Annotated in this window: 20 protein-coding genes and 5 pseudogenes; 11 read left to right on the forward strand and 14 right to left on the reverse strand. The window is 51.4% G+C overall.

The genetic code is table 11. The annotated features are described in order from the left end of the window. Positions 1-96: 96 nt before the first annotated feature. Both ACU8XX_RS00560 and ACU8XX_RS00565 read left to right on the forward strand, forming a co-directional pair. Entirely contained in the window at positions 97-459 is a 363-nt protein-coding gene (locus ACU8XX_RS00560) for a DUF3302 domain-containing protein (RefSeq protein ID WP_000479626.1), read from the forward strand. Between the two features lie 2 nt (positions 460-461). Further along, positions 462-1598: an HlyD family secretion protein gene (locus tag ACU8XX_RS00565; RefSeq protein WP_000364939.1), complete on the forward strand. Its 1137-nt coding sequence runs from the start codon at positions 462-464 to the stop codon at positions 1596-1598. Between the two features lie 459 nt (positions 1599-2057). Here the strand turns inward: ACU8XX_RS00565 and ACU8XX_RS00570 are convergent. The 6 genes and pseudogenes from ACU8XX_RS00570 to ACU8XX_RS00595 all read right to left on the reverse strand — a co-directional run bounded on the left by ACU8XX_RS00570 (position 2058) and on the right by ACU8XX_RS00595 (position 9657). Next, a pseudogene (locus tag ACU8XX_RS00570) lies at positions 2058-2578 on the reverse strand (Imm57 family immunity protein). Between the two features lie 371 nt (positions 2579-2949). Beyond that, a pseudogene (locus ACU8XX_RS00575) lies at positions 2950-3168 on the reverse strand (RHS repeat-associated core domain-containing protein); the annotation flags it as partial. A gap of 33 nt (positions 3169-3201) precedes the next feature. Next, positions 3202-3663, reverse strand: coding sequence for a sel1 repeat family protein (locus ACU8XX_RS00580; protein ID WP_000642482.1), 462 nt, complete (start codon positions 3661-3663; stop codon positions 3202-3204). A gap of 11 nt (positions 3664-3674) precedes the next feature. Beyond that, a pseudogene (locus ACU8XX_RS00585) lies at positions 3675-4631 on the reverse strand (RHS repeat-associated core domain-containing protein); the annotation flags it as partial. Between the two features lie 29 nt (positions 4632-4660). Further along, the gene (locus ACU8XX_RS00590) at positions 4661-5503 is read right to left on the reverse strand and encodes a HEAT repeat domain-containing protein (RefSeq protein WP_000072850.1); all 843 of its coding nucleotides are present in this window, start codon (positions 5501-5503) and stop codon (positions 4661-4663) included. A 20-nt stretch (positions 5504-5523) separates the two neighbouring features. Continuing rightward, positions 5524-9657, reverse strand: a complete 4134-nt coding sequence (locus tag ACU8XX_RS00595; RefSeq protein ID WP_446908410.1) for an RHS element core protein — start codon at positions 9655-9657, stop codon at positions 5524-5526. 227 nt (positions 9658-9884) lie between these two features. On the opposite strand from ACU8XX_RS00595, the gene ACU8XX_RS00600 reads away from it, so the two are divergent. From ACU8XX_RS00600 to aldB, 5 genes are all read left to right on the forward strand, one after another. Beyond that, a complete protein-coding gene (locus ACU8XX_RS00600; RefSeq protein ID WP_000779792.1) occupies positions 9885-10493 on the forward strand; it encodes a glutathione S-transferase in 609 nt (202 codons plus the stop codon). 97 nt (positions 10494-10590) lie between these two features. Beyond that, a complete protein-coding gene (selA, locus tag ACU8XX_RS00605) occupies positions 10591-11982 on the forward strand; it encodes an L-seryl-tRNA(Sec) selenium transferase (protein ID WP_000206275.1) in 1392 nt (463 codons plus the stop codon). Further along, the gene (gene selB / locus ACU8XX_RS00610; RefSeq protein ID WP_097505403.1) at positions 11979-13823 is read left to right on the forward strand and encodes a selenocysteine-specific translation elongation factor; all 1845 of its coding nucleotides are present in this window, start codon (positions 11979-11981) and stop codon (positions 13821-13823) included. The genes selA and selB overlap by 4 nt, the downstream gene beginning before the upstream one ends. A 189-nt stretch (positions 13824-14012) precedes the next feature. Then, entirely contained in the window at positions 14013-15164 is a 1152-nt protein-coding gene (yiaY, locus tag ACU8XX_RS00615; RefSeq protein WP_000168700.1) for an L-threonine dehydrogenase, read from the forward strand. A 164-nt stretch (positions 15165-15328) separates the two neighbouring features. Beyond that, on the forward strand, positions 15329-16867 hold the full coding sequence (gene aldB / locus ACU8XX_RS00620) for an aldehyde dehydrogenase AldB (RefSeq protein ID WP_000183978.1): 1539 nt from the start codon (positions 15329-15331) through the stop codon (positions 16865-16867). 218 nt (positions 16868-17085) lie between these two features. On the opposite strand, the gene ACU8XX_RS00625 is transcribed toward aldB, so the two are convergent. Continuing rightward, on the reverse strand, positions 17086-17229 hold the full coding sequence (locus tag ACU8XX_RS00625) for a hypothetical protein (protein WP_001066080.1): 144 nt from the start codon (positions 17227-17229) through the stop codon (positions 17086-17088). A 182-nt stretch (positions 17230-17411) separates the two neighbouring features. Here ACU8XX_RS00625 and ACU8XX_RS00630 point away from each other — a divergent pair, with 182 nt between their 5' ends. Together ACU8XX_RS00630 and ACU8XX_RS00635 are read left to right on the forward strand one after the other, a co-directional pair. Further along, positions 17412-17735, forward strand: a complete 324-nt coding sequence (locus ACU8XX_RS00630; RefSeq protein WP_000478195.1) for a DUF3302 domain-containing protein — start codon at positions 17412-17414, stop codon at positions 17733-17735. A 5-nt stretch (positions 17736-17740) separates the two neighbouring features. Further along, complete coding sequence (locus ACU8XX_RS00635) at positions 17741-18877, forward strand: HlyD family secretion protein (RefSeq protein WP_000364884.1); 1137 nt, start codon at positions 17741-17743, stop codon at positions 18875-18877. On the opposite strand, the gene ACU8XX_RS00640 is transcribed toward ACU8XX_RS00635, so the two are convergent. Beyond that, complete coding sequence (locus ACU8XX_RS00640) at positions 18874-19848, reverse strand: LysR family transcriptional regulator (protein ID WP_000164021.1); 975 nt, start codon at positions 19846-19848, stop codon at positions 18874-18876. The genes ACU8XX_RS00635 and ACU8XX_RS00640 overlap by 4 nt on opposite strands. 123 nt (positions 19849-19971) lie before the next feature. Between ACU8XX_RS00640 and ACU8XX_RS00645 the strand changes: the two genes are divergently transcribed. After that, a complete protein-coding gene (locus ACU8XX_RS00645) occupies positions 19972-20712 on the forward strand; it encodes a MipA/OmpV family protein (protein ID WP_089640342.1) in 741 nt (246 codons plus the stop codon). Between the two features lie 21 nt (positions 20713-20733). Here ACU8XX_RS00645 and ACU8XX_RS00650 read toward each other — a convergent pair. Next, positions 20734-20922: pseudogene (locus ACU8XX_RS00650) on the reverse strand (hypothetical protein); the annotation flags it as partial. A gap of 3 nt (positions 20923-20925) precedes the next feature. Between ACU8XX_RS00650 and ACU8XX_RS00655 the strand changes: the two are divergent. Then, a pseudogene (locus tag ACU8XX_RS00655) lies at positions 20926-21027 on the forward strand (AraC family transcriptional regulator); the annotation flags it as partial. 31 nt (positions 21028-21058) lie between these two features. On the opposite strand, the gene araD reads toward ACU8XX_RS00655, so the two are convergent. The 5 genes from araD to yiaO are packed head-to-tail and all read right to left on the reverse strand — an operon-like array spanning position 21059 to position 25746. Continuing rightward, on the reverse strand, positions 21059-21754 hold the full coding sequence (araD, locus tag ACU8XX_RS00660; protein ID WP_112034058.1) for an L-ribulose-5-phosphate 4-epimerase: 696 nt from the start codon (positions 21752-21754) through the stop codon (positions 21059-21061). Then, positions 21748-22608: an L-ribulose-5-phosphate 3-epimerase gene (locus tag ACU8XX_RS00665; protein ID WP_001295230.1), complete on the reverse strand. Its 861-nt coding sequence runs from the start codon at positions 22606-22608 to the stop codon at positions 21748-21750. The genes araD and ACU8XX_RS00665 overlap by 7 nt, the downstream gene beginning before the upstream one ends. Next, positions 22601-23263, reverse strand: a complete 663-nt coding sequence (ulaD, locus tag ACU8XX_RS00670) for a 3-keto-L-gulonate-6-phosphate decarboxylase UlaD (protein WP_000089481.1) — start codon at positions 23261-23263, stop codon at positions 22601-22603. Before ulaD ends, ACU8XX_RS00665 begins: the two co-directional genes overlap by 8 nt. After that, a complete protein-coding gene (gene lyxK, locus ACU8XX_RS00675; RefSeq protein WP_112034057.1) occupies positions 23260-24756 on the reverse strand; it encodes an L-xylulokinase in 1497 nt (498 codons plus the stop codon). Before lyxK ends, ulaD begins: the two co-directional genes overlap by 4 nt. Positions 24757-24759: 3 nt before the next feature. Continuing rightward, the gene (gene yiaO, locus ACU8XX_RS00680; protein WP_000776887.1) at positions 24760-25746 is read right to left on the reverse strand and encodes a 2,3-diketo-L-gulonate TRAP transporter substrate-binding protein YiaO; all 987 of its coding nucleotides are present in this window, start codon (positions 25744-25746) and stop codon (positions 24760-24762) included. Between the last annotated feature and the right edge of the window lie 8 nt (positions 25747-25754).

A 25754-nucleotide genomic window follows, 5' to 3' on the forward strand; every position in this document is an offset into this window, starting at 1 on the left:
GAATCGCGAACCCGGATTATTGTCAAAATATCAGCCTGACTCCCTTCTGGCTGCCAGCCCAAAAACAACACTGATAAACGTGAATCCGAGGCAGATATGTTTCTAAACTATTTCGCGTTGGGAGTGCTGATCTTCGTCTTTCTGGTGATTTTTTATGGAATCATCGCGATACATGACATCCCTTATCTGATTGCCAAAAAGCGCAATCACCCCCATGCCGACGCTATTCATACGGCGGGCTGGGTGAGCCTGTTTACTCTGCATGTTATCTGGCCGTTTCTGTGGATCTGGGCGACGCTCTATCAACCGGAGCGTGGCTGGGGTATGCAGTCACATGTTGCGTCGCAGGAGAAAGCGACTGACCCGGAAATCGCCTCACTTTCTGACCGAATTTCCCGGCTGGAGCATCAACTCGCCGCCGAGAAAAAGACTGACTATTCCACGTTCCCGGAGATCTAATTATGGATCTATTGATTGTTTTAACTTACGTGGCGCTGGCGTGGGCGGTCTTTAAAATCTTCCGCATTCCGGTAAATCAGTGGACGCTGGCGACGGCGGCGCTGGGAGGCGTGTTTCTGGTGAGTGGTTTGATTTTGTTGATGAACTACAACCACCCTTACACTTTTACCGCGCAAAAGGCAGTGATAGCGATCCCTATCACGCCACAGGTGACGGGAATTGTTACTGAAGTCACTGACAAGAATAATCAGCTTATTCAAAAGGGCGAGGTGCTTTTTAAGCTCGACCCGGTTCGTTACCAGGCGCGAGTTGACAGACTTCAGGCTGACCTGATGACGGCGACGCATAATATAAAGACGCTGCGTGCGCAGCTCACTGAAGCGCAGGCCAACACCACCCAGGTTTCAGCGGAGCGCGACCGTCTGTTTAAAAATTATCAACGTTACTTGAAAGGCAGCCAGGCGGCGGTGAATCCGTTCTCGGAACGTGACATCGACGATGCGCGGCAAAATTTCCTCGCGCAGGATGCGCTGGTGAAAGGCTCGGTGGCGGAGCAGGCGCAGATCCAGAGCCAGCTCGACAGTATGGTTAACGGCGAGCAATCGCAGATTGTGAGCTTAAGAGCGCAACTTACTGAAGCAAAATATAACCTTGAGCAGACTGTCATTCGCGCGCCGAGCAATGGCTACGTTACTCAGGTACTGATCCGCCCAGGTACATACGCAGCTGCCTTGCCGCTGCGTCCGGTGATGGTCTTCATCCCCGAGCAAAAACGGCAAATTGTCGCCCAATTTCGGCAAAACTCGCTGTTACGTCTGAAACCCGGCGATGATGCGGAAGTGGTGTTTAACGCGCTACCTGGGCAGGTGTTTCACGGCAAACTGACTAGTATTTTACCTGTCGTGCCAGGCGGTTCTTATCAGGCGCAGGGGGTATTGCAATCATTAACGGTCGTGCCCGGCACGGACGGTGTGCTGGGAACCATTGAACTGGACCCTAACGATGATATCGATGCCTTACCCGACGGCATCTACGCCCAGGTGGCGGTTTACTCCGACCATTTCAGCCATGTTTCGGTGATGCGGAAAGTGCTGCTAAGAATGACCAGCTGGATGCATTATCTTTATTTGGATCATTGAGGGGGAGGGGGGAGATTATGGAACTTTGCTCCTTGTAAGGACTAATTATTTTTGCATATTACTTCATTAGCTGCGATGATTTTTCTTTAATATTCATTATGTTAATAAGTTCTGGATGAGTGTGCTCTCATTGGATTTTTTATCCGTCTTGTTCTGCCGCAGGATGAGACTATACATCGTCGAGATCGCAATGATGATATGAGTTGTTCCTCCTGCGACGGCTCTAATCAAAAAAGAGCAGGAGTGCTTTTCCATCTATTGCGATGATGGCTTTATTATCTGAAGGATGACAGTCACATTTAAAAAATATTTAATCTATAGATCACAATGTAGGGTCATGGAATATATGTATACAACTATTTTCTTCTTCACTTTTAATTATCGTATTCATTATAAAACTAAGTTAAAAAAACTCCTGGAGAGTGAGTTATTAATATATTTTTAAATAAAATTAAGTTATCATTCATCGATGCACTTTATAGAATTATCAATGGCCATAATAGTACTATTAACTCTCAATTTTATATTTTTATCATCACTACAAATATTAACTGAATTTATATCAATGATTTTTTTATTCTTATCTTTTATTTTATTTACTGTTTCAATGCAATCAGCGGCAAGTTGGAGTGGATTTAGATTTTTCAGATATGGTCTTATGATCTTTCCCTTACTTAATAAATAGCATGTATAGGATTCGGAAAGTCCAGCATCTATTTTGTACCTCATTATATTAGATAAGGATGTGAGAAATTCCTTGTTATCATTCGCAGCCATATATGCCAGTCCGAGTTCAGCCTCTGCGGCCTTACAGGCAAAATAGCTTAGTGAACACGCTTTTCGTCCCTCTTTAGTACTGGCTGATATTAGTGCCCATAATATTGCTTTGTCTGCCAAATCTAACTCTCTCTGAAATTGTCTTGCAGTAACTGCACTCGCAGAAATAGAGAAAAAAATACAATTGTTAATAACCTTGCCATATTTTTTAGTCCGTAACTGTTAATGTGCTATCTGGCTCTGAAAATATTAACTCATTTAATTTTTGCATGTCATTAGATAAACCAGTTATACAACCCTCGGAACAGAATCGAGGTCCTAAAGACGGACCAAAAGCGTTTAAACAACTATGTATTGAAAATCCATTGCGATTATAAGTTCCTGTATTAACTGACGGTACTAATCGTATGCCGTCAGGTTTTCTATTGCTTGCTCCCGGGTCATTAACATTCCAACTCCATAGGCCTTGAGGTATTGGCCATCTATTTATAAATGTGTACAACGGGGATTATTTTTACATTGCATATTATTACCAGAAGCGACTGGAATACTAAGCACATCATAAAAATTATCATCACATGGTATATCTGAAACACACGAAAGCATACCTAAAGTTATGCTGTATAAACAGGTGGCTAATCCCAAGGGGATCGATTCCAGAAATCGGGTTCAACGGATACTGATAAAAATTCCACCTACCTTCCAGCCCAATCGGAGCCTGAGTGTTATACCGCCCCTGCTGCGGTTAATGTTACCGATAATAGTTATAGTACAGCCCTGATTCATCATCATACTACTGCTGCGGCAGTCTGATGAACTATTGCTTTTACGGATTCTCCTTATTCTTCCTTCTATCCATTCGCTTTAGCTTTTTGAGCTCTTGAAGTTTGCTCTTTGCATCAATATTACCGTTATTTACAGCGAATTCCATCCAATAAATAGCTCTATTCAAATTATAATATTCTGATAATGTTGGATTTGTATCTGATAAAAAGACCCCATAATTAAACTGCGCTGTAACATTCCCCTGAGATGCTGATCTTTCCAAGAATCGCAATTGTTTGTAAATGTTATTTTTAGTAAAGCAGTAATATTGATATAGTCGAAATGATGCCTCTGAATCACCATGTTGTGATTTATACTTCAGTTTCATCAACTTTTTTTCACTTAAATCATAGGTCATTGCTGTAGACCCCATCATACTTTCGTTTTGTTTTATTTTCACATCAGCACCATGCAATTGACAAATAAAAGAGAAATAAAAAAATAGTAACAAGCATGCTTTCATACATCTACAACCTATCTTATATCACTGGGTTTTTCTGGCGTACCTTGCATATTAGAAATGGGGTGCCCAGATGGCCCATATGTTATCCAATTACCAAGGTCTTTTGTTGTTATAGCCATTAGATCCTTATTTGAATTAAGGTTCGTTGGTGCTGTTAGCACTGTATCCATTTTTAACTTACCATTAGTTCCTCGCCCCCACCACGTCCATAGCGTGTCAGGTCCTATTACATTTGTATGTAACTCTTTAGCTAATTGGCTAGCAAATGAATTTTGTCCTTTACCTGTATTACAAGAAAATAACCAAACTGTCATCCCATCTTTATAATTCCCATCAAATTTAATTAGATATGCTAGATCTTTAGCTGTCATGATACTGCGCGTTGCGGATTCAATAGATGTGGGGGTACCATGCCCCCCGATTGTGAAAACGCCTGGGATATTAATCTCATCAGCTACAGAATGGATAAGATCACTTTCGGGGTATAAATTTATATCAACCAAACCTTGCGGATCTACATTTATGACCGGATTCAACGGATACTGATAAAAATTCCATCCCCCCTTCAGTCCAATCGGATCCTGAGTGATATACCGCCCCAGCAGCGGGTCATAATAGCGGTGGCGGTTGTAATACAGGCCGGACTCCTCATCATACTGCTGACCCGGCAGGCGAATGAGCTGCTGCAGATGATGCGGGTTCTCATCACTCAGCAGGTTGCCCCATTCATCATATTCTGCGCACCACGCTGTTGCCCCTTCCGTGCTGATGAGCGCCAGCGGCAGGCCGCGATGGTCGCAGTGGTACAGGTGGATTTTTCGCGCCGGCGTGTACACCGGGTCCATCTGGTTTTTCATCTGCTCCACGGTCAGGCCGCACGATGCCAGCCAGCGGCGGCTTTCCTCACTCACCCGGTCAGCCAGGATTTCACTTTCCAGCCGGTCGAGCATCTGCACCGTGCCGGCGGGAATCCCCCACTGTGCATAGGCAACTCACGCTATGAACGCTTCAGCTTATCAATAGCGGAAGTTATAATTTCATTGTCATCAAACTTGTACAACATAGTATCTAAAACAGGAAGTAGCGTTTTATCACCTAATTCACCCGCAGCTTCAATGATATCATCATAAACAGTATTTTTTTTTAACTCATCGCATAAAACAGATAAAACCCTTTTATCTTTTCTGTAGGAAAGTCCGATTATTGCTTCAATACGGACTTCCTCATTTTTATCCTGAAGCATCTCCACAAAACAATCCCTAATATCACTATTATCATATTTATTGATATTTATTGCAAATGCGGCCCAGTTTCTGACATCTCCATTTGGATCTTTTAACAGATTAATCAATAGTGGAATTGTTGCTTTATCATTGATAACAGAAATAGCAAATGCTGTAGCACGTCTGACATTAGTCGATTTATCAAAAGCAGTAATTTGAGATTGTTCTACTATTTTAGGTGAATAAATTGGGTTTTTCTTGCATCGCTGAGCCGTTGACTCGATTGCCGTAGCTCGAACGCAAGCGCTCTTATCATTCAATGCCATATTGTTCAAAATATTAAAAACATTATCTTCGCATTTTTTGCAAATTTTTATTTGCCCGAGTATAAATGCTCCGATATCTCTACGGATATAATTTTTATCAGAGCAGAACTCAATTGCCAATCTAACAGCGTCTTGCCCACCTCTTAACTGTAATACTCTGGCAGATGAAATTCTTTTCAAGGAATTGTGATCATCAAGTAAGCGAAATAATTCATCATCATTTAGTTTCTTACATTGATTATATAAACCATACTCTTTACTTGCCTTTCTTTTCTGGTATGTATTTGACATTGCAGGAACCTCCACAAGGGCTATCTTTTTTTATCGTTTGACTGTCTGGAGTGACGACAATTCCAGGCTTTCTGTGTGCTTTTTGCATCTTTAGCACTAATATCACCACAATCAATTAGTTCCTGAAGTACGTCACATCTGTCGGGTTTTTTCCCATCACTCCAGAATCTGTCATTTATTATGTCATTGACACGATCAGTTATCCCTGTGTCTGCAACATTTCCACGAGAAGCTATCATTGTTATATCTAATGCTAGTCCCGGATTATTCAATATTAGAGAGTCAAATATTCTTTGTGATGCTGTATCGTTCCACCATTTTGTCAATGCTTTTGCAGCATTATCATCTGCTTGCTGCTGTGCAGGGCTTTTGGGCCATGGAATTGGCAAGGGGAATGGTCTAGGAAAAACTTCTAACCCCAGAGGATCTGTATTCGTAACTGGATTCAACGGATACTGATAAAAATTCCATCCCCCCTTCAGCCCAATCGGATCCTGAGTGATATACCGCCCCTGCAGCGGGTCATAATAGCGGTGGCGGTTGTAATACAGGCCGGACTCCTCATCATACTGCTGCCCCGGCAGGCGGATAAGCTGCTGCAGCTGATGCGGGTTCTCTTCATTCAGCAGGTTGCCCCATTCATCGTATTCTGCGCACCATTCTGTTGTCCCTTCCTTGCTGATAAGGGCCAGCGGCAGGCCGCGATGGTCGCAGTGGTACAGGTGGATTTTTCGCGCCGGCGTGTACACCGGGTCCATCTGGTTTTGCATCTGCGCCACGGTCAGGCCGCACGATGCCAGCCAGCGGCGGCTTTCCTCACTCACCCGGTCAGCCAGGATTTCACTTTCCAGCCGGTCGAGCATCTGCACCAGCACCGGCGGGAACACCACACTGCCACCGTCTTCGCCGCCGGACTGCTGAAGGGCATCCGCCAGGCTGCGGCGCTGCGTTTTCGCCAGCTCACCGGTGGCAGTTTCGACCCTGATGAGTGGCGTGAAGCTCCCCGGCTGATAAATCGTCTGGATGCGGCTCCTGTCGTTCTGTATCGTGGTCAGCCGGTCGCCGTCCCAGCCGTACCAGGTCACTTGCGGTTTCCGTGACAGCGACATCCAGCCCGTCAGGTCCCGTTCACGCCGCCACACCCGTTTTGCCACCCTGCGGCCCAGCGGGTCGTAAAGATAGCGACTTTCGACCAGCGGCTCTTCATATTGTGTCCGCGTGTAGTGCACCAGCCGGTGCTGACTGTCGTAATGGTACCGGTGAGTCCGCTCATCATCCGTGCGGATAACCCCTTCCGGGATGAGGTCGGTTTTCTCTGTCAGCCTGCCGTGACGGTCATACCGGTAAAGATAGTGCGCGTCACGGGCGATACGGTTATCCGGCCACATGCTGAGGGTGCTGTCCGGGTGCAGCTCCGGGTCGGGCAGGCGGTTACCTGCCGGGTCTGTGGCATACGGGATGCGGATATCCAGATTCGCTGCGGTGGTGTGAACGCCGGTCAGCCTGCCGGTGGTGCTGTAGCTGTAACTCCGGGTCTGGCGCGGGCTGCTGATGCGGATGAGTTCGCCGTTGTCGTTCCAGGTGTAATCGCGGTCAGACAGCAGGCTGTTCAGGTGCTGGCTCTGTAACTGCCCGGCAGGGGTATAAGCGGTGGTGAGTTCATAACGGCCGAAGCTGCGCAGCGTTTCCCGGTGCAGGCGGTCGCGGGTGTACTCCACCAGCGGTGTGTCGCCGAGTTTCATGCCTGCCAGGTAACCGCTGCCGTAGGTCAGCCATTCCACGGCGGGCAGGCTGTCCGGTATACAGCGGTTCGCCAGCCCCTGCGCGTTGTACGCATGTCTGGTCTCATGCTGCCAGAGCAGTGCTTCCGTCTGCGGGTGATGCACCGTCTGACGCTCACCGGTCAGCCGGCCTTTCTCATCATACCTGTAATGCACCGCCACCCGGTGCCCTTCGCTGATATGGCTGATGTCTGTCAGCCAGCCACGTTCGTCATACTGCCACCGCTCTGCGGTTTCACCCTTCACGGTGCGGTGCGTGAGGCGGTCTGCTTCGTCATAGTGCCAGTGGGTGACCAGACCCTCATCCTCGCTGCGGATAAGTTTGCCGGTCAGGTCGTGGTGATAACGCTGTGTGCGGCCGTCAAAGCCGGTTTCCTGTATCAGCCGGTCAAGTACATCGTAACGGAAGGTGGTGTGGCTGCCGTTTTCACTGGTCAGGCGGATGACCCGTCCGGCAGCATCGTATTCCATACTGCGCGTCAGCCCGCCCTGCGTGGTACGGACGGCCTTTCCCCACGCATCGTACTGTGTCCCGTTTCTGCTGCCGTCCGGGGCAATGACGGCGGTCAGGTCACCGGCGATGTTGTATTCATACCGCGTTTCATGGCCCTGCGTGTCTTTCACGGCAATTAACTGTCCACGGCTGTCGTATGCGCGGTACTGACTCAGCCCTTCCTCGCGGTGCACCGCCGTCATCTGCCCGAAGCGGTCATGGTCATAACGGGTTACATAACCGGAACAGTCGGTGAAGCTCAGCAACTGACCGTAACGGCTCCACGTCATGGTTTTCCGGCTGCCGGTGGCATCTTCCGTTGCGCAGGGTAAGTCACTGTGTGGATTATCATAACGGTAGCGGGTGATATCGCCGTCAGGGGCAGTTTCCTGAATCAGACGGCCCAATTCATCATATTCCCGGCGCAATTCCAGCCCGTCAGGCCCGGTGGCTGACGTTAACTGGTTGTGGTGGTTATAGTAAAACGCCGATGCCCTGCCATCCGGCGTGGTTATGCGCGTGATGAGGCCCGTCACCACATCCGGGCTGTACTCTGTTGTCCTGCCTGCGGCATCCGTCTGTGCCCTGAGCCTGCCCACGGCGTCAAACTGACTCTGCGTGACGCTGCCGTCCGCGTGTTCCTTTTTCACCACCCGCTTCAGCCCGGCTTCGCCCTGCGTGTGCAGCACTTCACGGCGGTCCAGGCTGTCGGTGATGGTGATGCGGTCTTTCTCATACTGATACGTGTAGCTTAAGCCTGCCGGGTTTAGCTGTTCTGTCACCCGCCCGTCGCTGTCGTAACGGTAACGGATTTCCGGCCGGCCCGTGTGACGGTGCGCCACCATCCGGCCCCGGTATTTATCATCGTAAGTAAAGCTGCGCACCTGTTTGCCACTACGGTCATACACCACCGCCAGTTCGCCGCGTGGCGTCCAGCCATAGCGCACCAGCGGCGCGGCAGGTAAATTCTCCGGGTATTCCGGGTCGTGCGTCAGCCACACGGCAGACAGACGGATGCCGTTGTCCCGGCCATATTCGGTGTAACCCGGCAGGGTATCAGGAAAAGCGGACGGTTCCGTCCCGCCGGAAATGGCCTGCTGCCGGGCTTCTTCTGCCCGCTGCGCCTGCGTGGTCAGTACCAGCCGGAAGTGACGCCAGGCACCATCCGTCACGCCGGTGATTTCGCCGCTGAATTCACCGGCGGCTTCGCGGTGGAACGTCTGTGTGCGCCCGAAGCGGTCCACCAGCCCGGTCAGTACCCGGTACGGCGGCAGCGGCGCAGGCAGCACCTCATCCGCTTCCGGCACCCGCTCACACCAGCCGAGCAGCCACCACGGCCCCTGCGGACTGTTTGTCGCCAGATAACGATGCGGACTTAAGCGGAGTTCTTCCGGCAGCGCCTGCCAGAGTGCGGCCAGCCGGTGACCTTCATCCAGTTTCGCCACGCCGCCGCGCACCATCCACAGTGACTCGCTGCGGCTGTAACCGTCCTCACCGGGAAACAGGTGCTCAAAATACAGGCTTCTGCCGCCGTTATCACTGAGTATCAGTGTGTTATCGCGCAGCTGTAAGCGGATATCCGCAGGCATTTTCCAGCCGGGGCCGAGGCTCCCCACCGGCGCGGGCGTTTTTGTCCGGTAACTGCTGTAGGTGCGGGAGAGGATGAACGGCAGCGGGCCGGGCAGGGCGATGTCGGTTTCACCGGGAAGGACCTTTGCACCGAGCAGGGGATTGACCGGATGGCCGGACGTCACTCCGCCGGGGCACACCGAACAGGCCACGCCGGTGGGGGCACCAATGCGCACCCCGGCTGAACCCTGAACAATGCTACCGCCATACTGCGTCATGTCGCCCTGACGCGCTGCCGGTTTTCCGCTCATTTCTCATCCTTGTTTTATCGGGTTATTTGTCTGCTGACAGGCGAAACCCTACAGATTTATAAGAAAGCCTGAAGTGAGATATCCATCAGAGTGAAATAATTAGGAAAATATTTATATCACCATGATAAATATGTGATTTATTTGGAAGTAACAAACCATCAACATTTTCTGCCCTTTTTCCCATCACCAGGCCATACTGATATTTTTCCTCGCACAAAGGACTCGGCATGAAACTCGTCGGTAGCTACACCAGCCCGTTTGTACGCAAACTTTCTATTCTGTTGTTAGAAAAGGGCATAACTTTCGAATTTATTAATGAACTGCCCTATAACGCGGACAACGGCGTGGCGCAATTTAACCCGTTAGGAAAAGTGCCGGTGCTGGTGACCGAAGAGGGCGAATGTTGGTTTGATTCGCCGATCATCGCTGAATATATTGAATTAATGAATGTCGCTCCGGCGATGTTGCCGCGCGATCCGCTGGAGTCGTTGCGGGTGCGCAAAATTGAGGCACTGGCGGATGGCATTATGGATGCCGGGCTGGTATCGGTGCGTGAACAGGCGCGTCCAGCGGCGCAGCAGTCTGAAGATGAATTGTTACGCCAGCGGGAGAAAATCAACCGCAGTCTGGATGTGCTGGAAGGATATCTGGTCGATGGCACACTCAAAACCGATACGGTCAATCTGGCGACTATCGCCATTGCCTGTGCCGTCGGATATCTCAATTTCCGCCGCGTTGCGCCAGGTTGGTGTGTCGACCGCCCACACTTAGTCAAACTGGTCGAAAACCTGTTTAGCCGCGAAAGTTTTGCTCGCACCGAACCGCCAAAGGCTTGATGCGCGATATGTCCTCCTGACCCATCTCACGTTACAATCCGTGGTTATGTTAAACGCCCTTCTCCGTGTGAGAGGGCCTTGATCAGCCAGGTTTCCTATGACAACCGAAACGCGTTCCCTCTATAGTCAACTTCCGGCTATTGATCGCTTATTGCGCGATAGCTCCTTTCTTTCTTTGCGTGATACTTATGGTCACACCCGCGTGGTGGAATTGTTGCGTCAGATGCTCGACGAAGCGCGAGAAGTGATTCGTGGCAGCCAGACGCTGCCTGCGTGGTGTGAAAACTGGGCGCAAGAAGTCGATGCCCGGTTGACGAAAGAAGCGCAGAGCGCGCTGCGTCCGGTGATCAACCTGACGGGAACCGTGCTGCATACCAACCTTGGGCGAGCTTTACAGGCGGAAGCCGCGGTGGAAGCCGTTGCGCAGGCTATGCGTTCGCCAGTGACCCTCGAGTACGATCTGGACGACGCCGGACGCGGACATCGCGATCGGGCGCTGGCGCAGCTGCTGTGCCGTATTACGGGGGCGGAAGATGCCTGTATCGTCAATAACAATGCGGCGGCGGTGTTATTGATGTTGGCGGCCACTGCCAGCGGAAAAGAGGTGGTGGTATCTCGCGGCGAACTGGTGGAGATTGGCGGCGCGTTTCGTATTCCCGATGTTATGCGTCAGGCAGGCTGCACCCTACACGAAGTAGGGACCACCAACCGCACGCACGCGAATGATTATCGTCAGGCGGTGAATGAAAATACCGCACTGTTGATGAAAGTACATACCAGTAACTACAGCATTCAGGGGTTCACCAAAGCGATAGATGAAGCGGAACTGGTGGCGCTCGGCAAAGAGCTGGATGTTCCCGTAGTGACTGATTTAGGCAGTGGCTCGCTGGTCGATCTTAGCCAGTACGGTTTGCCGAAAGAGCCAATGCCGCAGGAGTTGATTGCGGCGGGCGTCAGTCTGGTGAGTTTCTCCGGCGACAAGTTGTTAGGCGGGCCGCAGGCAGGAATTATTGTTGGTAAAAAAGAGATGATCGCCCGCCTGCAAAGCCACCCGCTGAAGCGTGCATTACGCGCGGATAAAATGACCCTCGCGGCGCTGGAAGCCACGTTGCGTCTTTATTTACACCCTGAAGCTCTGAGTGAAAAATTACCGACCCTGCGCCTGCTTACCCGCAGCGCAGAGGTCATTCAAATCCAGGCACAACGTTTACAGGCCCCCCTTGCCGCACATTACGGCGCGGAGTTTGCGGTACAGGTTATGCCATGTCTTTCGCAGATTGGCAGTGGTTCGCTGCCGGTTGATCGCCTGCCGAGCGCGGCATTAACGTTTACACCCCATGATGGACGCGGTAGCCACCTTGAGTCATTAGCCGCCCGCTGGCGTGAATTGCCAGTGCCGGTGATTGGTCGTATTTATGACGGACGATTGTGGCTGGATTTACGCTGCCTTGAAGATGAGCAACGGTTTTTGGAGATGTTGTTGAAATGATTATTGCGACTGCCGGACACGTTGACCACGGCAAAACAACCTTATTGCAGGCGATTACTGGCGTAAATGCTGACCGTCTGCCGGAAGAAAAAAAGCGCGGCATGACCATCGATCTCGGCTATGCCTACTGGCCGCAGCCGGATGGTCGCGTGCCTGGTTTTATCGACGTACCCGGTCATGAAAAGTTTCTTTCCAACATGCTGGCGGGCGTTGGTGGTATCGATCACGCGCTGTTGGTGGTGGCGTGCGATGACGGCGTGATGGCACAGACCCGTGAGCATCTGGCGATTTTGCAGCTGACCGGTAACCCGATGCTGACAGTGGCGCTGACCAAAGCTGATCGCGTGGACGAAGCGCGTGTTGATGAGGTTGAACGCCAGGTAAAGGAGGTTCTGCGGGAATACGGTTTTGCTGAGGCAAAACTGTTTATCACCGCAGCAACCGAAGGTCGGGGAATTGATGCCCTGCGCGAGCATCTGCTTCAGTTACCAGGACGTGAACACGCCAGCCAACATAGTTTCCGCCTCGCGATCGACCGCGCATTTACCGTAAAAGGTGCCGGGCTGGTCGTCACCGGTACGGCGTTAAGCGGGGAAGTGAAGGTAGGCGATTCACTCTGGCTGACTGGTGTAAATAAACCGATGCGTGTACGTGCGCTGCATGCACAAAACCAGCCAACAGAAACCGCCCATGCCGGGCAGCGTATCGCGCTTAACATCGCGGGTGATGCGGAAAAAGAGCAGATTAACCGTGGCGACTGGCTGCTTGCCGATGCGCCGCCAGAGCCGTTCACACGGGTGATTGTCGAGCTTCAAACCCATACGCCGCTGACCCAGTGGCAGCCGCTGCATATTCACCACGCCGCCAGCCACGTTACGGGACGCGTTTCGCTGCTGGAAGATAACCTTGCCGAGCTGGTGTTCGACACGCCGCTGTGGCTGGCGGATAACGATCGCTTAGTGCTGCGCGATATCTCGGCCCGCAACACGCTGGCGGGGGCGCGTGTGGTGATGCTTAACCCGCCGCGTCGCGGTAAACGTAAGCCGGAATATCTGCAATGGCTGGCGTCTCTTGCACGGGCGCAGAGCGATGCCGATGCGTTATCTGTTCATCTGGAACGCGGCGCGGTTAACCTTGCGGATTTCGCCTGGGCGCGCCAGCTCAACGGCGAAGGGATGCGCGAATTGCTGCAACAGCCTAGTTATATTCAGGCTGGTTATAGCTTGTTGAATGCGCCAGTTGCCGCCCGCTGGCAGCGGAAAATTCTCGACACATTAGCGACTTATCATGAGCAACATCGCGATGAACCTGGTCCTGGGCGCGAACGTCTGCGACGTATGGCGTTGCCAATGGAAGATGAAGCGCTGGTACTGTTGCTGATTGAAAAGATGCGCGAAAGCGGCGACATCCTCAGTCATCACGGTTGGCTGCATCTGCCAGATCACAAAGCGGGCTTCAGCGAAGAGCAGCAGGCCATCTGGCAAAAAGCAGAGCCGCTGTTTGGTGACGAGCCGTGGTGGGTGCGTGACCTGGCAAAAGAGACGGGAACCGACGAGCAGGCAATGCGCCTGACGCTGCGCCAGGCGGCGCAGCAAGGAATAATTACCGCGATCGTCAAAGATCGTTATTACCGTAACGATCGGATTGTCGAATTTGCCAATATGATCCGCGATCTCGATCAGGAGTGTGGTTCAACCTGCGCGGCGGATTTCCGCGATCGCTTAGGCGTAGGCCGAAAGCTGGCAATTCAGATTCTGGAATATTTTGACCGCATTGGCTTTACGCGTCGTCGTGGAAATGATCATTTATTGCGCGACGCATTATTATTTCCGGAAAAATAAGGAAATGATTAATTAATTTTTAAAATAAATTAATACAAATTTCTTATGATTTTAAAAAAAGCACATTGTTTAATGAATACAATGTGCTTTTTATTAGATTAATTTTGATAATCAATAATACTGATCATATTTTCGAATGAAAATCCTCAGTAAGCTGCCCGCCCTTTTTTACACTTTCAGGAGTGTGTTATGGCATCTTCAACTTTCTTTATTCCTTCTGTGAATGTCATCGGCGCTGATTCATTGACTGATGCAATGAATATGATGGCAGATTATGGATTTACCCGTACCTTAATTGTCACTGACAATATGTTAACGAAATTAGGTATGGCGGGTGATGTGCAAAAAGCACTGGAAGAACGCAATATTTTTAGCGTTATTTATGATGGCACCCAACCTAACCCAACCACGGAAAACGTCGCCGCAGGTTTGAAATTACTTAAAGAAAATAATTGCGATAGCGTGATTTCCTTAGGCGGTGGTTCTCCGCATGACTGTGCAAAAGGTATTGCGCTGGTGGCAGCCAATGGTGGTGATATCCGTGATTATGAAGGCGTTGACCGCTCTGCAAAACCGCAGCTGCCGATGATCGCCATCAATACCACTGCGGGTACAGCATCAGAAATGACTCGTTTCTGCATCATCACCGACGAAGCGCGTCACATCAAAATGGCGATTGTTGATAAGCACGTGACTCCGCTGCTTTCTGTCAATGACTCCTCGCTGATGATCGGTATGCCGAAGTCACTGACCGCCGCCACTGGTATGGACGCCTTAACGCACGCTATCGAAGCGTATGTTTCTATTGCCGCCACGCCGATCACTGACGCTTGTGCACTGAAAGCCGTGACCATGATTGCCGAAAACCTGCCGTTAGCCGTTGAAGATGGCAGTAATGCGAAAGCGCGTGAAGCAATGGCTTATGCCCAGTTCCTCGCCGGTATGGCGTTCAATAATGCTTCTCTGGGTTATGTTCATGCGATGGCGCACCAGCTGGGCGGTTTCTACAACCTGCCACACGGTGTATGTAACGCCGTTTTGCTGCCGCATGTTCAGGTATTCAACAGCAAAGTCGCCGCCGCACGTCTGCGTGACTGTGCCGCTGCAATGGGCGTGAACGTGACAGGTAAAAACGATGCGGAAGGTGCTGAAGCCTGCATTAACGCCATCCGTGAACTGGCGAAGAAAGTGGATATCCCGGCAGGCCTACGCGACCTGAACGTGAAAGAAGAAGATTTCGCGGTTCTGGCGACTAATGCCCTGAAAGATGCCTGTGGTTTTACTAACCCGATCCAGGCAACTCACGAAGAAATTGTGGCGATTTATCGCGCAGCGATGTAATCATCATTTCCACAACGGCTGGCAAATTGTCAGCCGCTTTTTCAACTATCTCTGTAACCCTTGCCCGTAAATTCGTGATAGCTGTCGTAAAGCTGTTACCGACTGGCGAAGATTTCGCCAGTCACGTCTACCCTTGTTATACCTCACACCGCAAGGAGACGATCATGACCAATAATCCCCCTTCAGCACAGATTAAGCCCGGCGAGTATGGTTTCCCCCTCAAGTTAAAAGCCCGCTATGACAACTTTATTGGCGGCGAATGGGTAGCCCCTGCCGACGGCGAGTATTACCAGAATCTGACGCCGGTGACCGGGCAGCTGCTGTGCGAAGTGGCGTCTTCGGGCAAACGAGACATCGATCTGGCGCTGGATGCTGCGCACAAAGTGAAAGATAAATGGGCGCACACCTCGGTGCAGGATCGTGCGGCGATTCTGTTTAAGATTGCCGATCGAATGGAACAAAACCTCGAGCTGTTAGCGACAGCTGAAACCTGGGATAACGGCAAACCCATTCGCGAAACCAGTGCTGCTGATGTACCGCTGGCGATTGACCATTTCCGCTATTTCGCCTCGTGTATCCGGGCACAGGAAGGCGGTATCAGTGAAGTTGATAGCGAAACCGTGGCCTATCATTTCCATGAACCGTTAGGCGTGGTGGGGCAGATTATTCCGTGGAACTTCCCGCTGCTGATGGCGAGCTGGAAAATGGCTCCCGCGCTGGCGGCGGGCAACTGTGTGGTGCTGAAACCCGCACGTCTTACCCCGCTTTCTGTACTGCTGCTAATGGAAATCGTCGGTGATTTACTGCCGCCGGGCGTGGTGAACGTGGTCAACGGCGCAGGTGGGGAAATTGGCGAATATCTGGCGACCTCGAAACGCATCGCCAAAGTGGCGTTTACCGGCTCAACGGAAGTGGGCCAACAAATTATGCAATACGCCACGCAAAACATTATTCCGGTGACGCTGGAGCTGGGCGGCAAATCGCCAAATATCTTCTTTGCTGATGTGATGGATGAAGAAGATGCCTTTTTCGATAAAGCGCTGGAAGGCTTTGCACTGTTTGCCTTTAACCAGGGCGAAGTTTGCACCTGTCCGAGTCGTGCTTTAGTGCAGGAATCTATCTACGAACGCTTTATGGAACGCGCCATCCGCCGTGTCGAAAGCATTCGTAGCGGTAACCCGCTCGACAGCGTGACGCAAATGGGCGCGCAGGTTTCTCACGGGCAACTGGAAACCATCCTCAACTACATTGATATCGGTAAAAAAGAGGGCGCTGACGTGCTCACAGGCGGGCGGCGCAAGCTGCTGGAAGGTGAACTGAAAGACGGCTACTACCTCGAACCGACGATTCTGTTTGGTCAGAACAATATGCGGGTGTTCCAGGAGGAGATTTTTGGCCCGGTGCTGGCGGTGACCACCTTCAAAACGATGGAAGAAGCGCTGGAGCTGGCGAACGATACGCAATATGGCCTGGGCGCGGGCGTCTGGAGCCGCAACGGTAATCTGGCCTATAAGATGGGGCGCGGCATACAGGCTGGGCGCGTGTGGACCAACTGTTATCACGCTTACCCGGCACATGCGGCGTTTGGTGGCTACAAACAATCAGGTATCGGTCGCGAAACCCACAAGATGATGCTGGAGCATTACCAGCAAACCAAGTGCCTGCTGGTGAGCTACTCGGATAAACCGTTGGGGCTGTTCTGATATAAGAAGCTGGTCGCATTGGGTATTCATTGCCTGATGCGACGCTTACGCGTCTTATCATGCCTACGGGAACCTGACCGTAGGCCGGATAAGGCGTACACGCCGCATCCGGCATAAACAAAGCGCACGTTGTTACAATTTACGTTTTAAACCTACGTGCGCAATAACCCAGACTACGCCAACAGAAGTACGTTTCTGGGGCGTGTTTTGTCAGGAGTTTAATCTCGCGTTTCGATGGTGAGCGGGCGAACCAGGCCGTAAATCACCATTGGTGATCCGAGGCCAATCAGCAATAAACGGTAGATAATTGAAGGTTTAATACGCTTAATCTGTACTGTGGATGTTTTACTGGAGTTATTCATTAGTTTGGCCAATAGTTCCACTATTTCAATATGATAAACCTCGTCCTGTTGAAAAACCAGACAGCACATTTAAGAAAGTATATAAAAAACAATATGTCGTTATATAAATAAGGAAATTGCACTGCATCATGGCATTTCATAATATGCGTTAATTGTTCTTTTTTATATTCTTTGAGGGAAATATGTTCCTGGACTATTTTGCACTGGGAGTGCTTATTTTTGTATTTCTGGTGATCTTCTATGGGATCATTATTTTACATGATATTCCCTACCTGATTGCCAAAAAACGTAATCATCCTCATGCCGACGCCATTCATGTTGCTGGTTGGGTGAGTCTTTTTACGTTACATGTTATCTGGCCGTTTTTGTGGATTTGGGCCACGCTTTACCGCCCGGAGCGGGGATGGGGAATGCAAAGCCATGATTCATCCGTTATGCAACTGCAACAGCGCATTGCCGGGCTGGAGAAACAGCTCGCCGACATCAAATCCTCTTCTGCCGAGTAATACTTATGGATTTACTGATTATTTTGACCTATGTGGCTTTTGCATGGGCAATGTTTAAGATCTTCAAAATTCCCGTAAATAAATGGACCATTCCCACAGCGGCCCTGGGTGGAATATTTATTGTCAGCGGTCTAATTCTGTTAATGAACTATAACCATCCGTATACCTTTAAAGCGCAAAAAGCGGTTATTTCTATTCCTGTTGTCCCACAGGTGACTGGTGTGGTGATTGAAGTGACGGATAAGAAAAATACGCTGATTAAAAAAGGTGAGGTGCTATTTCGACTGGACCCGACGCGTTATCAGGCGCGGGTGGATCGGCTGATGGCGGATATCGTTACCGCAGAACATAAACAGCGGGCGTTGGGCGCAGAGTTAGATGAGATGGCGGCGAATACTCAGCAGGCAAAGGCCACGCGGGATAAATTCGCTAAAGAGTATCAGCGTTACGCACGTGGCAGCCAGGCGAAAGTAAACCCGTTTTCAGAACGCGATATCGATGTGGCGCGGCAAAATTATCTGGCGCAGGAAGCCTCCGTGAAGTCATCGGCGGCGGAACAAAAACAGATCCAGAGCCAGCTGGATAGCCTGGTGTTGGGTGAACATTCTCAAATCGCCAGCCTGAAAGCACAGCTCGCGGAAGCAAAATATAACCTTGAGCAGACGATAGTGCGTGCGCCGAGCGATGGTTATGTGACCCAGGTACTGATTCGTCCGGGTACCTATGCCGCGTCGCTGCCGCTACGTCCGGTGATGGTGTTTATACCCGATCAGAAACGACAAATCGTGGCGCAGTTCCGTCAGAACTCCTTGCTGCGACTGGCTCCTGGCGACGATGCGGAAGTGGTGTTTAATGCTCTGCCAGGTAAGGTATTCAGCGGTAAGCTGGCAGCCATTAGTCCAGCCGTTCCCGGCGGAGCTTATCAGTCGACCGGCACCTTACAGACGTTAAACACAGCGCCGGGTTCAGATGGCGTTATCGCGACCATTGAACTGGATGAGCACACTGATTTGAGCGCTTTACCAGACGGTATTTACGCCCAGGTGGCGGTTTACTCTGATCATTTCAGCCATGTCTCGGTGATGCGCAAAGTGCTATTACGCATGACCAGCTGGGTGCATTACCTTTATCTCGATCATTAATCTTCGCTTTCCGCCGCTTGTTCAGGCCGCAGTTGCTGCGACTGAGCAAGCTGGTGGCGAATTTCACGCAGCATTTCATCCAGCACATACTGGACCCGCCAGGGCTGGTATTCCCGTTTACGGAAGATAGCCACCAGATCCAGCCACCATTCATAGGGTTGCTGAAAGCAGGGCACCAGCGTGCCGTCTTGCAGGTCGCTCTGCACACTTTTGTCTGGCGCAAACACAATCCCCAGGTGATTTCGTGCCAGCTCCAGCGCAGATTGCGTGTTGTCGCAAACGTAATTTCCCTTCACGCGATAATCCCGCACCTCTTTACTCCCGGCGACGTTGAAGCGCCAGATATTCGCGTCGTCGATCATCATCGAGTCGATCAAAATACAGGAGTGATGTTCGAGTTCGTCAGGACGGCTAATGGGATGTTTCTCAAGATAGCGCTGGCTGGCATAAGCGGTTACGGCATATTGGGTAATAAAACTGGCAACCAGCGATTCATCTTTTGGTGGAGCGTAGCTGATTAAAACATCACAATCATCAGGAAATTCGACGCCTTCATAAAAGGCATTACGCTCAAGATTGCAGGTTTTTAGCGATAAGGTGATATCACCGATATCTTTAATTTTATCGATTACATGTTTGGATAAATAGGTAATTATGCCGGTTGGGGCGTAGATGGTGACCCGACCACGTTTCTCATGCTTATAATCTGCAATAAAATTATTAAGCTGCTCGTTTCTGTCCAGCATGTCGTTGATGTACGGTAACAGCGCGGTACCAAAAGGTGTGAGCATCAGCTGCCGGGTGGTTCGGTCAAAGACTTTTAAACCCACTTTTGATTCAAAATCAGCAAGATATTTGCTGGCGTTGGCCTGTGCGATGCCAAGTACAGTCGCGGCATGGCTGATATTTTCACTGGCAGCGATTACCGAGATAATTTTTAACTCCCGGTACTTAAGTTGTAATTTTGTCATCGCAACAGCCCAATTATATATAATTTTATATATTACTATATAAATATGAATCTTGCACCGGAGAAATTGTAAGCATTACTATGCCGACTCTTTTTTATCTTATTTTAAAATGGAATACCGAACATGTTAATTAACCGCAATATTGTGGCGTTATTTGCGTTGCCTTTTATGGCAAGCGCAACTGCTTCTGAATTATTCATTGGTGCCGGTGCGGCTTATAATGAATCGCCTTATCGCGGTTATAATGAAAATACAAAGGCAATTCCCCTGATTAGTTATGAAGGTGATTCTTTTTATGTTCGTCAGACCACGTTAGGTTTTATTCTGTCGCAAAGTGAAAAAAATGAACTTAGCCTGACCGCATCCTGGATGCCGCTGGAATTTGACCCTGCCGATAATGACGATTATGCCATGCAACAGCTTGATAAGCGTGATAGTACGGCTATGGCGGGGGTTGCCTGGTATCACCACGAGCGTTGGGGAACTGTGAAAGCCTCTGCGGCTGCGGACGTTCTGGATAACAGCAACGGCTGGGTGGGGGAGCTATCGGTTTTCCACAAAATGCAGATAGGTCGCCTGTCGCTGACACCTGCGCTGGGCGTGCTCTATTATGACGAGAATTTCAGTGACTATTACTATGGCATTTCAGAGAGTGAGTCCCGTTGTAGCGGTCTGGCAAGTTATTCCGCGCAGGATGCCTGGGTGCCCTATGTCAGCCTGACGGCAAAATACCCGATAGGAGAGCACGTCGTATTGATGGCGAGCGCAGGATACAGCGAGCTGCCGGAAGAGATTACCGACAGCCCGATGATTGATCGTAATGAGAGTTTTACCTTTGTCACCGGGGTGAGCTGGCGTTTTTAATTCACCGGTGGATGTCGGTGCGGCTGGTGCTCCGTCGTAATGCCACAAAGGTTGTTGCTCTGGATTGCTCTGTTCATACCGGGAACCTGGCGTCTGAATCAGGATCTTATGGCTGAACAATCCCTTGCCTTCAAATGTCGTAAATGGCGCATCGGCGGGCAGCAACAGGTTATGCAGTGACTCGACGTTGTCGGCCTGCTCCATGCAATACGGTTTAATGACGTTGGCTATTTCCGGCAGATTTTTCAGAAACATACTGGTTTAACGCCAGCAGCGTGGAAGCGGCGTTACAGCAAGGAACATATCAATTCGTAGTGCCGGGGCGATGAAGCCCCGGCGTGAGGGATTACTGCCCGTAATAGGCATTGGCCCCATGCTTACGCAGGTAGTGCTTATCCAGCAGTTCGTTTTGCATCGCAGGGGGCTGCGGCGCAAGCTGGCGCGAGAATAGACCCATATAGGCGCATTCTTCGAGTACTACGGCGTTATGCACGGCATCGGCGGCGTTTTTACCCCATGCGAACGGGCCGTGAGAATGCACCAGCACCGCCGGGATTTGTGCCGGACTCCTGCCACGTTCTTCGAAGGTTTCAATGATCACTTCGCCGGTCTGATATTCATATTCGCCGTTAATCTCCTCTGCGGTCATCTGTCGCGTGCAGGGGATGGCACCGTAAAAATAATCGGCGTGGGTGGTGCCCCAGGCGGGGAGATCCAGCCCGGCCTGTGACCAGATGGTGGCGTGGCGCGAGTGGGTATGCACAATACCGCCAATTTCGGCATAGCGACGGTAGAGCGCCAGATGCGTTGGTGTATCGGAAGAGGGTTTTTTGCTGCCTTCCACCACCTTACCGCTGGCTATCTCAACCACCACCATATCGTCGGCGGTCATCACGTCGTACTCGACGCCGGAAGGTTTGATTACCATCCATTGCCGCGTTTCGTCTACCGCGCTGACATTGCCCCAGGTGAACGTCACCAGATGGTGAGCGGGAAGCGCCAGATTCGCCGCCAGCACGTCGGCTTTCAGTTGCTCTAACATATAAATCCAGCCTCCTGCATACGCGCTTCAATCCAACGCCGCGCCTGAATAATCTCCAGCACCGGCTCTTTGGCTTTTTCGGTCCACATCTCAATCAGGAAAGAACCGCGATAGTTCAGTTTATGCAGCGTTTTGAAGATGCCAACGAAATCGACGCAGCCTTCGCCAAACGGCACGTCGCGGAACTGTCCGGGACTTTGCCCGGTGACTGGCTGGGTGTCTTTCAGGTGGATCGCGGCGATACGGTCAATGCCCAGTTTCAGTTCGGCGGGAACATCATTGCCCCAGGCGCTGAGGTTGCCGACGTCCGGGTAGACGGTGAACCACGGTGAGGCGAGCATCTCGTCCCATTTTTTCCATTTGCTGATGGAGTTCATAAACGCGGTATCCATAATCTCCACCGCCAGCATTACTTGTGATGCCGCCGCCTGTTCGACTGCCCACGCCAGCCCTTCAGCAAAACGTTGCCGGGTGCCTTCGTCGTGGTCTTCGTAATAGACGTCATAACCTGCCAGCTGGATGGTGCGAATGCCGAGATCGCGCGCCAGGCGAATCGCTTTACTCATGATTTCCCGCGCCCGTTCGCGCACTGCCTCGTCACGGCTACCAAAGGGAAAGCGACGATGTGCGGACAGGCACATCGACGGGATCCCAACACCTGTTTCGATCATCGCGGCAACCAGCGAAGTCCTTTGTGCGGCGCTCCAGTCAAGACGTGAGAGCCGTTCGTCGGTTTCATCCACCGACATTTCGACAAAATCAAAACCGCAGCTTTTTGCCAGCACCAGCCGCTCCGGCCAGGAGAGATCTTTCGCCAGCGCTTTTTCATAAATCCCTAACGGATGATTACGCACGCGCACCTCCCCAGATAGCGTCGATTTGCGCATGGAAATCGCCAGCCACTTGCGCCGGATTTGCCGCGCCTGCCAGTGCCCGCCCGGCAATAAACGCTTTCACGCGGATATCTTTAAACAGCGGCAGGTCAGCAGGGGTAATCCCGCCAGTAATGGAAAGCTCAAGGCCGATATCTGAAAGCGCCTTCATGCGTGCCAGATCGGCTTCGCCCCACTGTTGCCCGCTGGCCTGTGCATCACGACCGCGATGATAAATGGCCTGCCGCACGCCAATACGATGCCAGTCGCGGGCGTCGTCCAGCGTCCAGTTACCGAACAGCTCTATCTGAATTTCACCCCCGCAGCGTTGTGCCATTGCGTGGCCTTTTTCTACCGTCGCGAGCGGCGCGGCGCAGATGATGGTCATCCAGTTAGCGCCTGCGCCAAACGCCTGTTGCGCGAGCGTTTCACCAGCGTCGGCGACCTTCCAGTCAGCAACGATGATTTTGTCCGGGCACTGTTCGCGCAAGGCTTTCACCGCGCCAAGCCCTTCGTTTAAACAGAGAATGGTGCCCGCTTCGACGATATCGACGCTGTCTTTTAACAGCGTCACGTCGCGCTGCGCGGCTTCAAGTGATGAGTGGTCGAGGGCCAGTTGCAGAAGTGGTCGGCTCATAATGTGTGCTCCTTAATGCGGGCGTGAAAGCCCTGAAGTGCGGCAATGAGATGCTGATAACGTTGATATTTTTTTTGGTAAAGCTGATGGGCGGTCATATCTGGCAGCAGGGTGCGCACCGGGTGTCGCAAGTCACGTTGGGCTTCGCTGAAGTTGTGATAAACCCCGGTGCCGACGCGGGCGGCAAGGGCCGCACCAAAGCAGCCGGTTTCTTCCACCTGCGGCAGCTCGATACGCAGACCGCTGACGTCCGCCAGCATTTGCATCCAGACATCGGAGTGCGCCGGGCCGCCAGTGACGCGTAGGGTGTGAACATCAGTAAAACGTTCGCGCATTCGGTTGAGGTGGGTCATATGGCTGAACACCACCCCTTCATAGATGGCCTGCAACAGGTGCGCGCGGGTGTGAATGGCCTGCATCCCGTAGAAACCACTGGTCATCTCGAGTCCGGCGTTGCTGCCGTACAGGAACGGCAGGAAAAAGAGATCGCCCCCAGCCTTCGGCAAGCTGGCAACGGCCTGATTGATCTCATCAAACGAGATTTCTCCCCACTGTGCGGTAAACCATTCGAGGTTGCCGGAAGAGGTAGGGCTGGCTTCGTGAACGATAAATTCACCATCGTTAACATAGCGACCATAGACATACGGATGCGCTTCACCGTCACGTAAACCGCGGGTTATGCCGCTGGTCACCGCCCAGGTCCCCATCACCGCATTGAGGGTAAATTCGTCTTCGATCCCGGCGCAGAGTGCGGTGGAAACCACATCAAACAGGCCGCCAACAACGGGCGTACCCGCTTTCAGACCGGTCAGGGCGGCTGTCTGAGCGGTGATCTCCCCGCAGATTTCGGCAGATCCGACAACAGGCGGCAGGGCGTGATTGATTTCAGCGATCCCCAGCCAGTCGGTGAGGCACGGGTCATATTCCCCAAGACTCATGTTGTAGAGGTTGGACTCGGAAATATTGCTCTCTTCACAGCCTTTGACGCCAGTTAAACACCAGCGCAGGTAGTCGTGCGTCATCATCACGCAGCCAATTTGCGCGTAGCGTTCTGGTTCGTGCTCTTTCAGCCAGCGTAACAGCGACACCGGATGCCCGGTCCACAAGGTTTGTCGGGTCAGCGGGTAGAGTTTTTCCGGGATGCCATCTTCCTGCCAGCGACGAACGATTTCCATCGCCCAGCGGTCCGAGGACAAAATAGCATTCCCGAGCGGTTTGTCGTTTTTATCCAGCAAAAACAAGCCCTTTCCCTGTGCGGAGATGCCGATACCGACAATTTGTTCCCCGCTAACACCAGAATGAGTAAGCAGGGCGCGAATGACAGCCATGCAGCATTGCCACAGTTCTGCCATATCGCGCTCTGCCCAGCCTGGCTGCGGGCTTAATGCGCACAGCGGCAGGCGCTGCACGCCTGCCTCCCGGCCTTCGCGGTCATACAGCCCGGCTTTCAGCCAGCTACCGCCACAATCTAACCCCAGCCAGTATTGCGTCATGGTTTATTGCACCTCATCCACGGCTTTCAGCAGATCAGCTCCCTGCGGCACATCTTTAACAAACATGTCGCGAACCTGATTCCCCAGTGCGTCGCTAAAGGCTTTGCGGTCGAGATCGGTGATGACTTCCACGCCCGCTTCTTTCATGCCGTCGATGATTTTTTGCTGATCTTCAGCAACCAGTTTGCGCTGATAGTTACCCGCTTCTTGTGCAGATGAAACTAGCGCCTGCTGGAACTCCGGACTTAAGCCATCAAACTTCGCTTTGTTGATCACCACCAGAAGCGGGGAATAGGCGTGGTGCGTCAGAGAAAGGAACTTCTGCACTTCGAAAAATTTTGCTGACCAGACGACGTTGATCGGGTGTTCCTGAGCGTCGATAGTGCGGGTTTCCAGCCCGGTATAGACTTCGGCAAACGGCATCGGGATCGGGTTAGCGCCAAAGACTTTGAATGCGGCGATATTCATCGGGCTATTGTTGGTGCGGATTTTCAGCCCTTTCAGGTCGGCGGGGGTTTTAACCGGTGCGCGCGAGTTGGTGACATCGCGCCAGCCGTTTTCCCAGTAGGCCAGTACTTTCAGTCCTTTACCTTCAAGTGAGGCTTTCAGATCATCACCGACTTTGCCGTCGAGCGTTTTATGCGCGTGAGCGGTATCGCGGAACAGGAAAGGGACATCAAGCAAGTTCATCACTGGTGATAACCCGGCAAAGTTATTCGAGCCGGACATTTCCATATCGATGGTGCCGCCACGTACGCCGCTGATCATCGCCTGCGCGTTACCGAGAGTGCTGTCCGGGAACAGTTTTAATTTCAGCTCGCCTTTGGTTCTCTCCTGCAATAAATCATTGAATTTTTTCGCCGCAATATGTTGCGAGTCGGTTTGTGATGTTTCATAACCGAAACGTAAAGATTGTGCCGCCAGAGAAGATGTGCTGAATGCAGCCAGGCCAGCAATGAATAATGCGTAGGTTACAGAGCGTAATTTCATAATATTTT

The organism is Escherichia sp. MAL-1, from assembly GCF_052948035.1.

What these genes read in the sequence shown, in the direction of transcription:
- ACU8XX_RS00560 (WP_000479626.1), top strand. Translation starts at nt 97, where the DNA reads ATGTTTCTAAACTATTTCGCGTTGGGAGTGCTGATCTTCGTCTTTCTG.
- ACU8XX_RS00565 (WP_000364939.1), top strand. Translation starts at nt 462, where the DNA reads ATGGATCTATTGATTGTTTTAACTTACGTGGCGCTGGCGTGGGCGGTC.
- ACU8XX_RS00580 (WP_000642482.1), bottom strand. Translation starts at nt 3,663, where the DNA reads ATGAAAGCATGCTTGTTACTATTTTTTTATTTCTCTTTTATTTGTCAA.
- ACU8XX_RS00590 (WP_000072850.1), bottom strand. Translation starts at nt 5,503, where the DNA reads ATGTCAAATACATACCAGAAAAGAAAGGCAAGTAAAGAGTATGGTTTA.
- ACU8XX_RS00595 (WP_446908410.1), bottom strand. Translation starts at nt 9,657, where the DNA reads ATGAGCGGAAAACCGGCAGCGCGTCAGGGCGACATGACGCAGTATGGC.
- ACU8XX_RS00600 (WP_000779792.1), top strand. Translation starts at nt 9,885, where the DNA reads ATGAAACTCGTCGGTAGCTACACCAGCCCGTTTGTACGCAAACTTTCT.
- selA (WP_000206275.1), top strand. Translation starts at nt 10,591, where the DNA reads ATGACAACCGAAACGCGTTCCCTCTATAGTCAACTTCCGGCTATTGAT.
- selB (WP_097505403.1), top strand. Translation starts at nt 11,979, where the DNA reads ATGATTATTGCGACTGCCGGACACGTTGACCACGGCAAAACAACCTTA.
- yiaY (WP_000168700.1), top strand. Translation starts at nt 14,013, where the DNA reads ATGGCATCTTCAACTTTCTTTATTCCTTCTGTGAATGTCATCGGCGCT.
- aldB (WP_000183978.1), top strand. Translation starts at nt 15,329, where the DNA reads ATGACCAATAATCCCCCTTCAGCACAGATTAAGCCCGGCGAGTATGGT.
- ACU8XX_RS00625 (WP_001066080.1), bottom strand. Translation starts at nt 17,229, where the DNA reads ATGAATAACTCCAGTAAAACATCCACAGTACAGATTAAGCGTATTAAA.
- ACU8XX_RS00630 (WP_000478195.1), top strand. Translation starts at nt 17,412, where the DNA reads ATGTTCCTGGACTATTTTGCACTGGGAGTGCTTATTTTTGTATTTCTG.
- ACU8XX_RS00635 (WP_000364884.1), top strand. Translation starts at nt 17,741, where the DNA reads ATGGATTTACTGATTATTTTGACCTATGTGGCTTTTGCATGGGCAATG.
- ACU8XX_RS00640 (WP_000164021.1), bottom strand. Translation starts at nt 19,848, where the DNA reads ATGACAAAATTACAACTTAAGTACCGGGAGTTAAAAATTATCTCGGTA.
- ACU8XX_RS00645 (WP_089640342.1), top strand. Translation starts at nt 19,972, where the DNA reads ATGTTAATTAACCGCAATATTGTGGCGTTATTTGCGTTGCCTTTTATG.
- araD (WP_112034058.1), bottom strand. Translation starts at nt 21,754, where the DNA reads ATGTTAGAGCAACTGAAAGCCGACGTGCTGGCGGCGAATCTGGCGCTT.
- ulaD (WP_000089481.1), bottom strand. Translation starts at nt 23,263, where the DNA reads ATGAGCCGACCACTTCTGCAACTGGCCCTCGACCACTCATCACTTGAA.
- lyxK (WP_112034057.1), bottom strand. Translation starts at nt 24,756, where the DNA reads ATGACGCAATACTGGCTGGGGTTAGATTGTGGCGGTAGCTGGCTGAAA.
- yiaO (WP_000776887.1), bottom strand. Translation starts at nt 25,746, where the DNA reads ATGAAATTACGCTCTGTAACCTACGCATTATTCATTGCTGGCCTGGCT.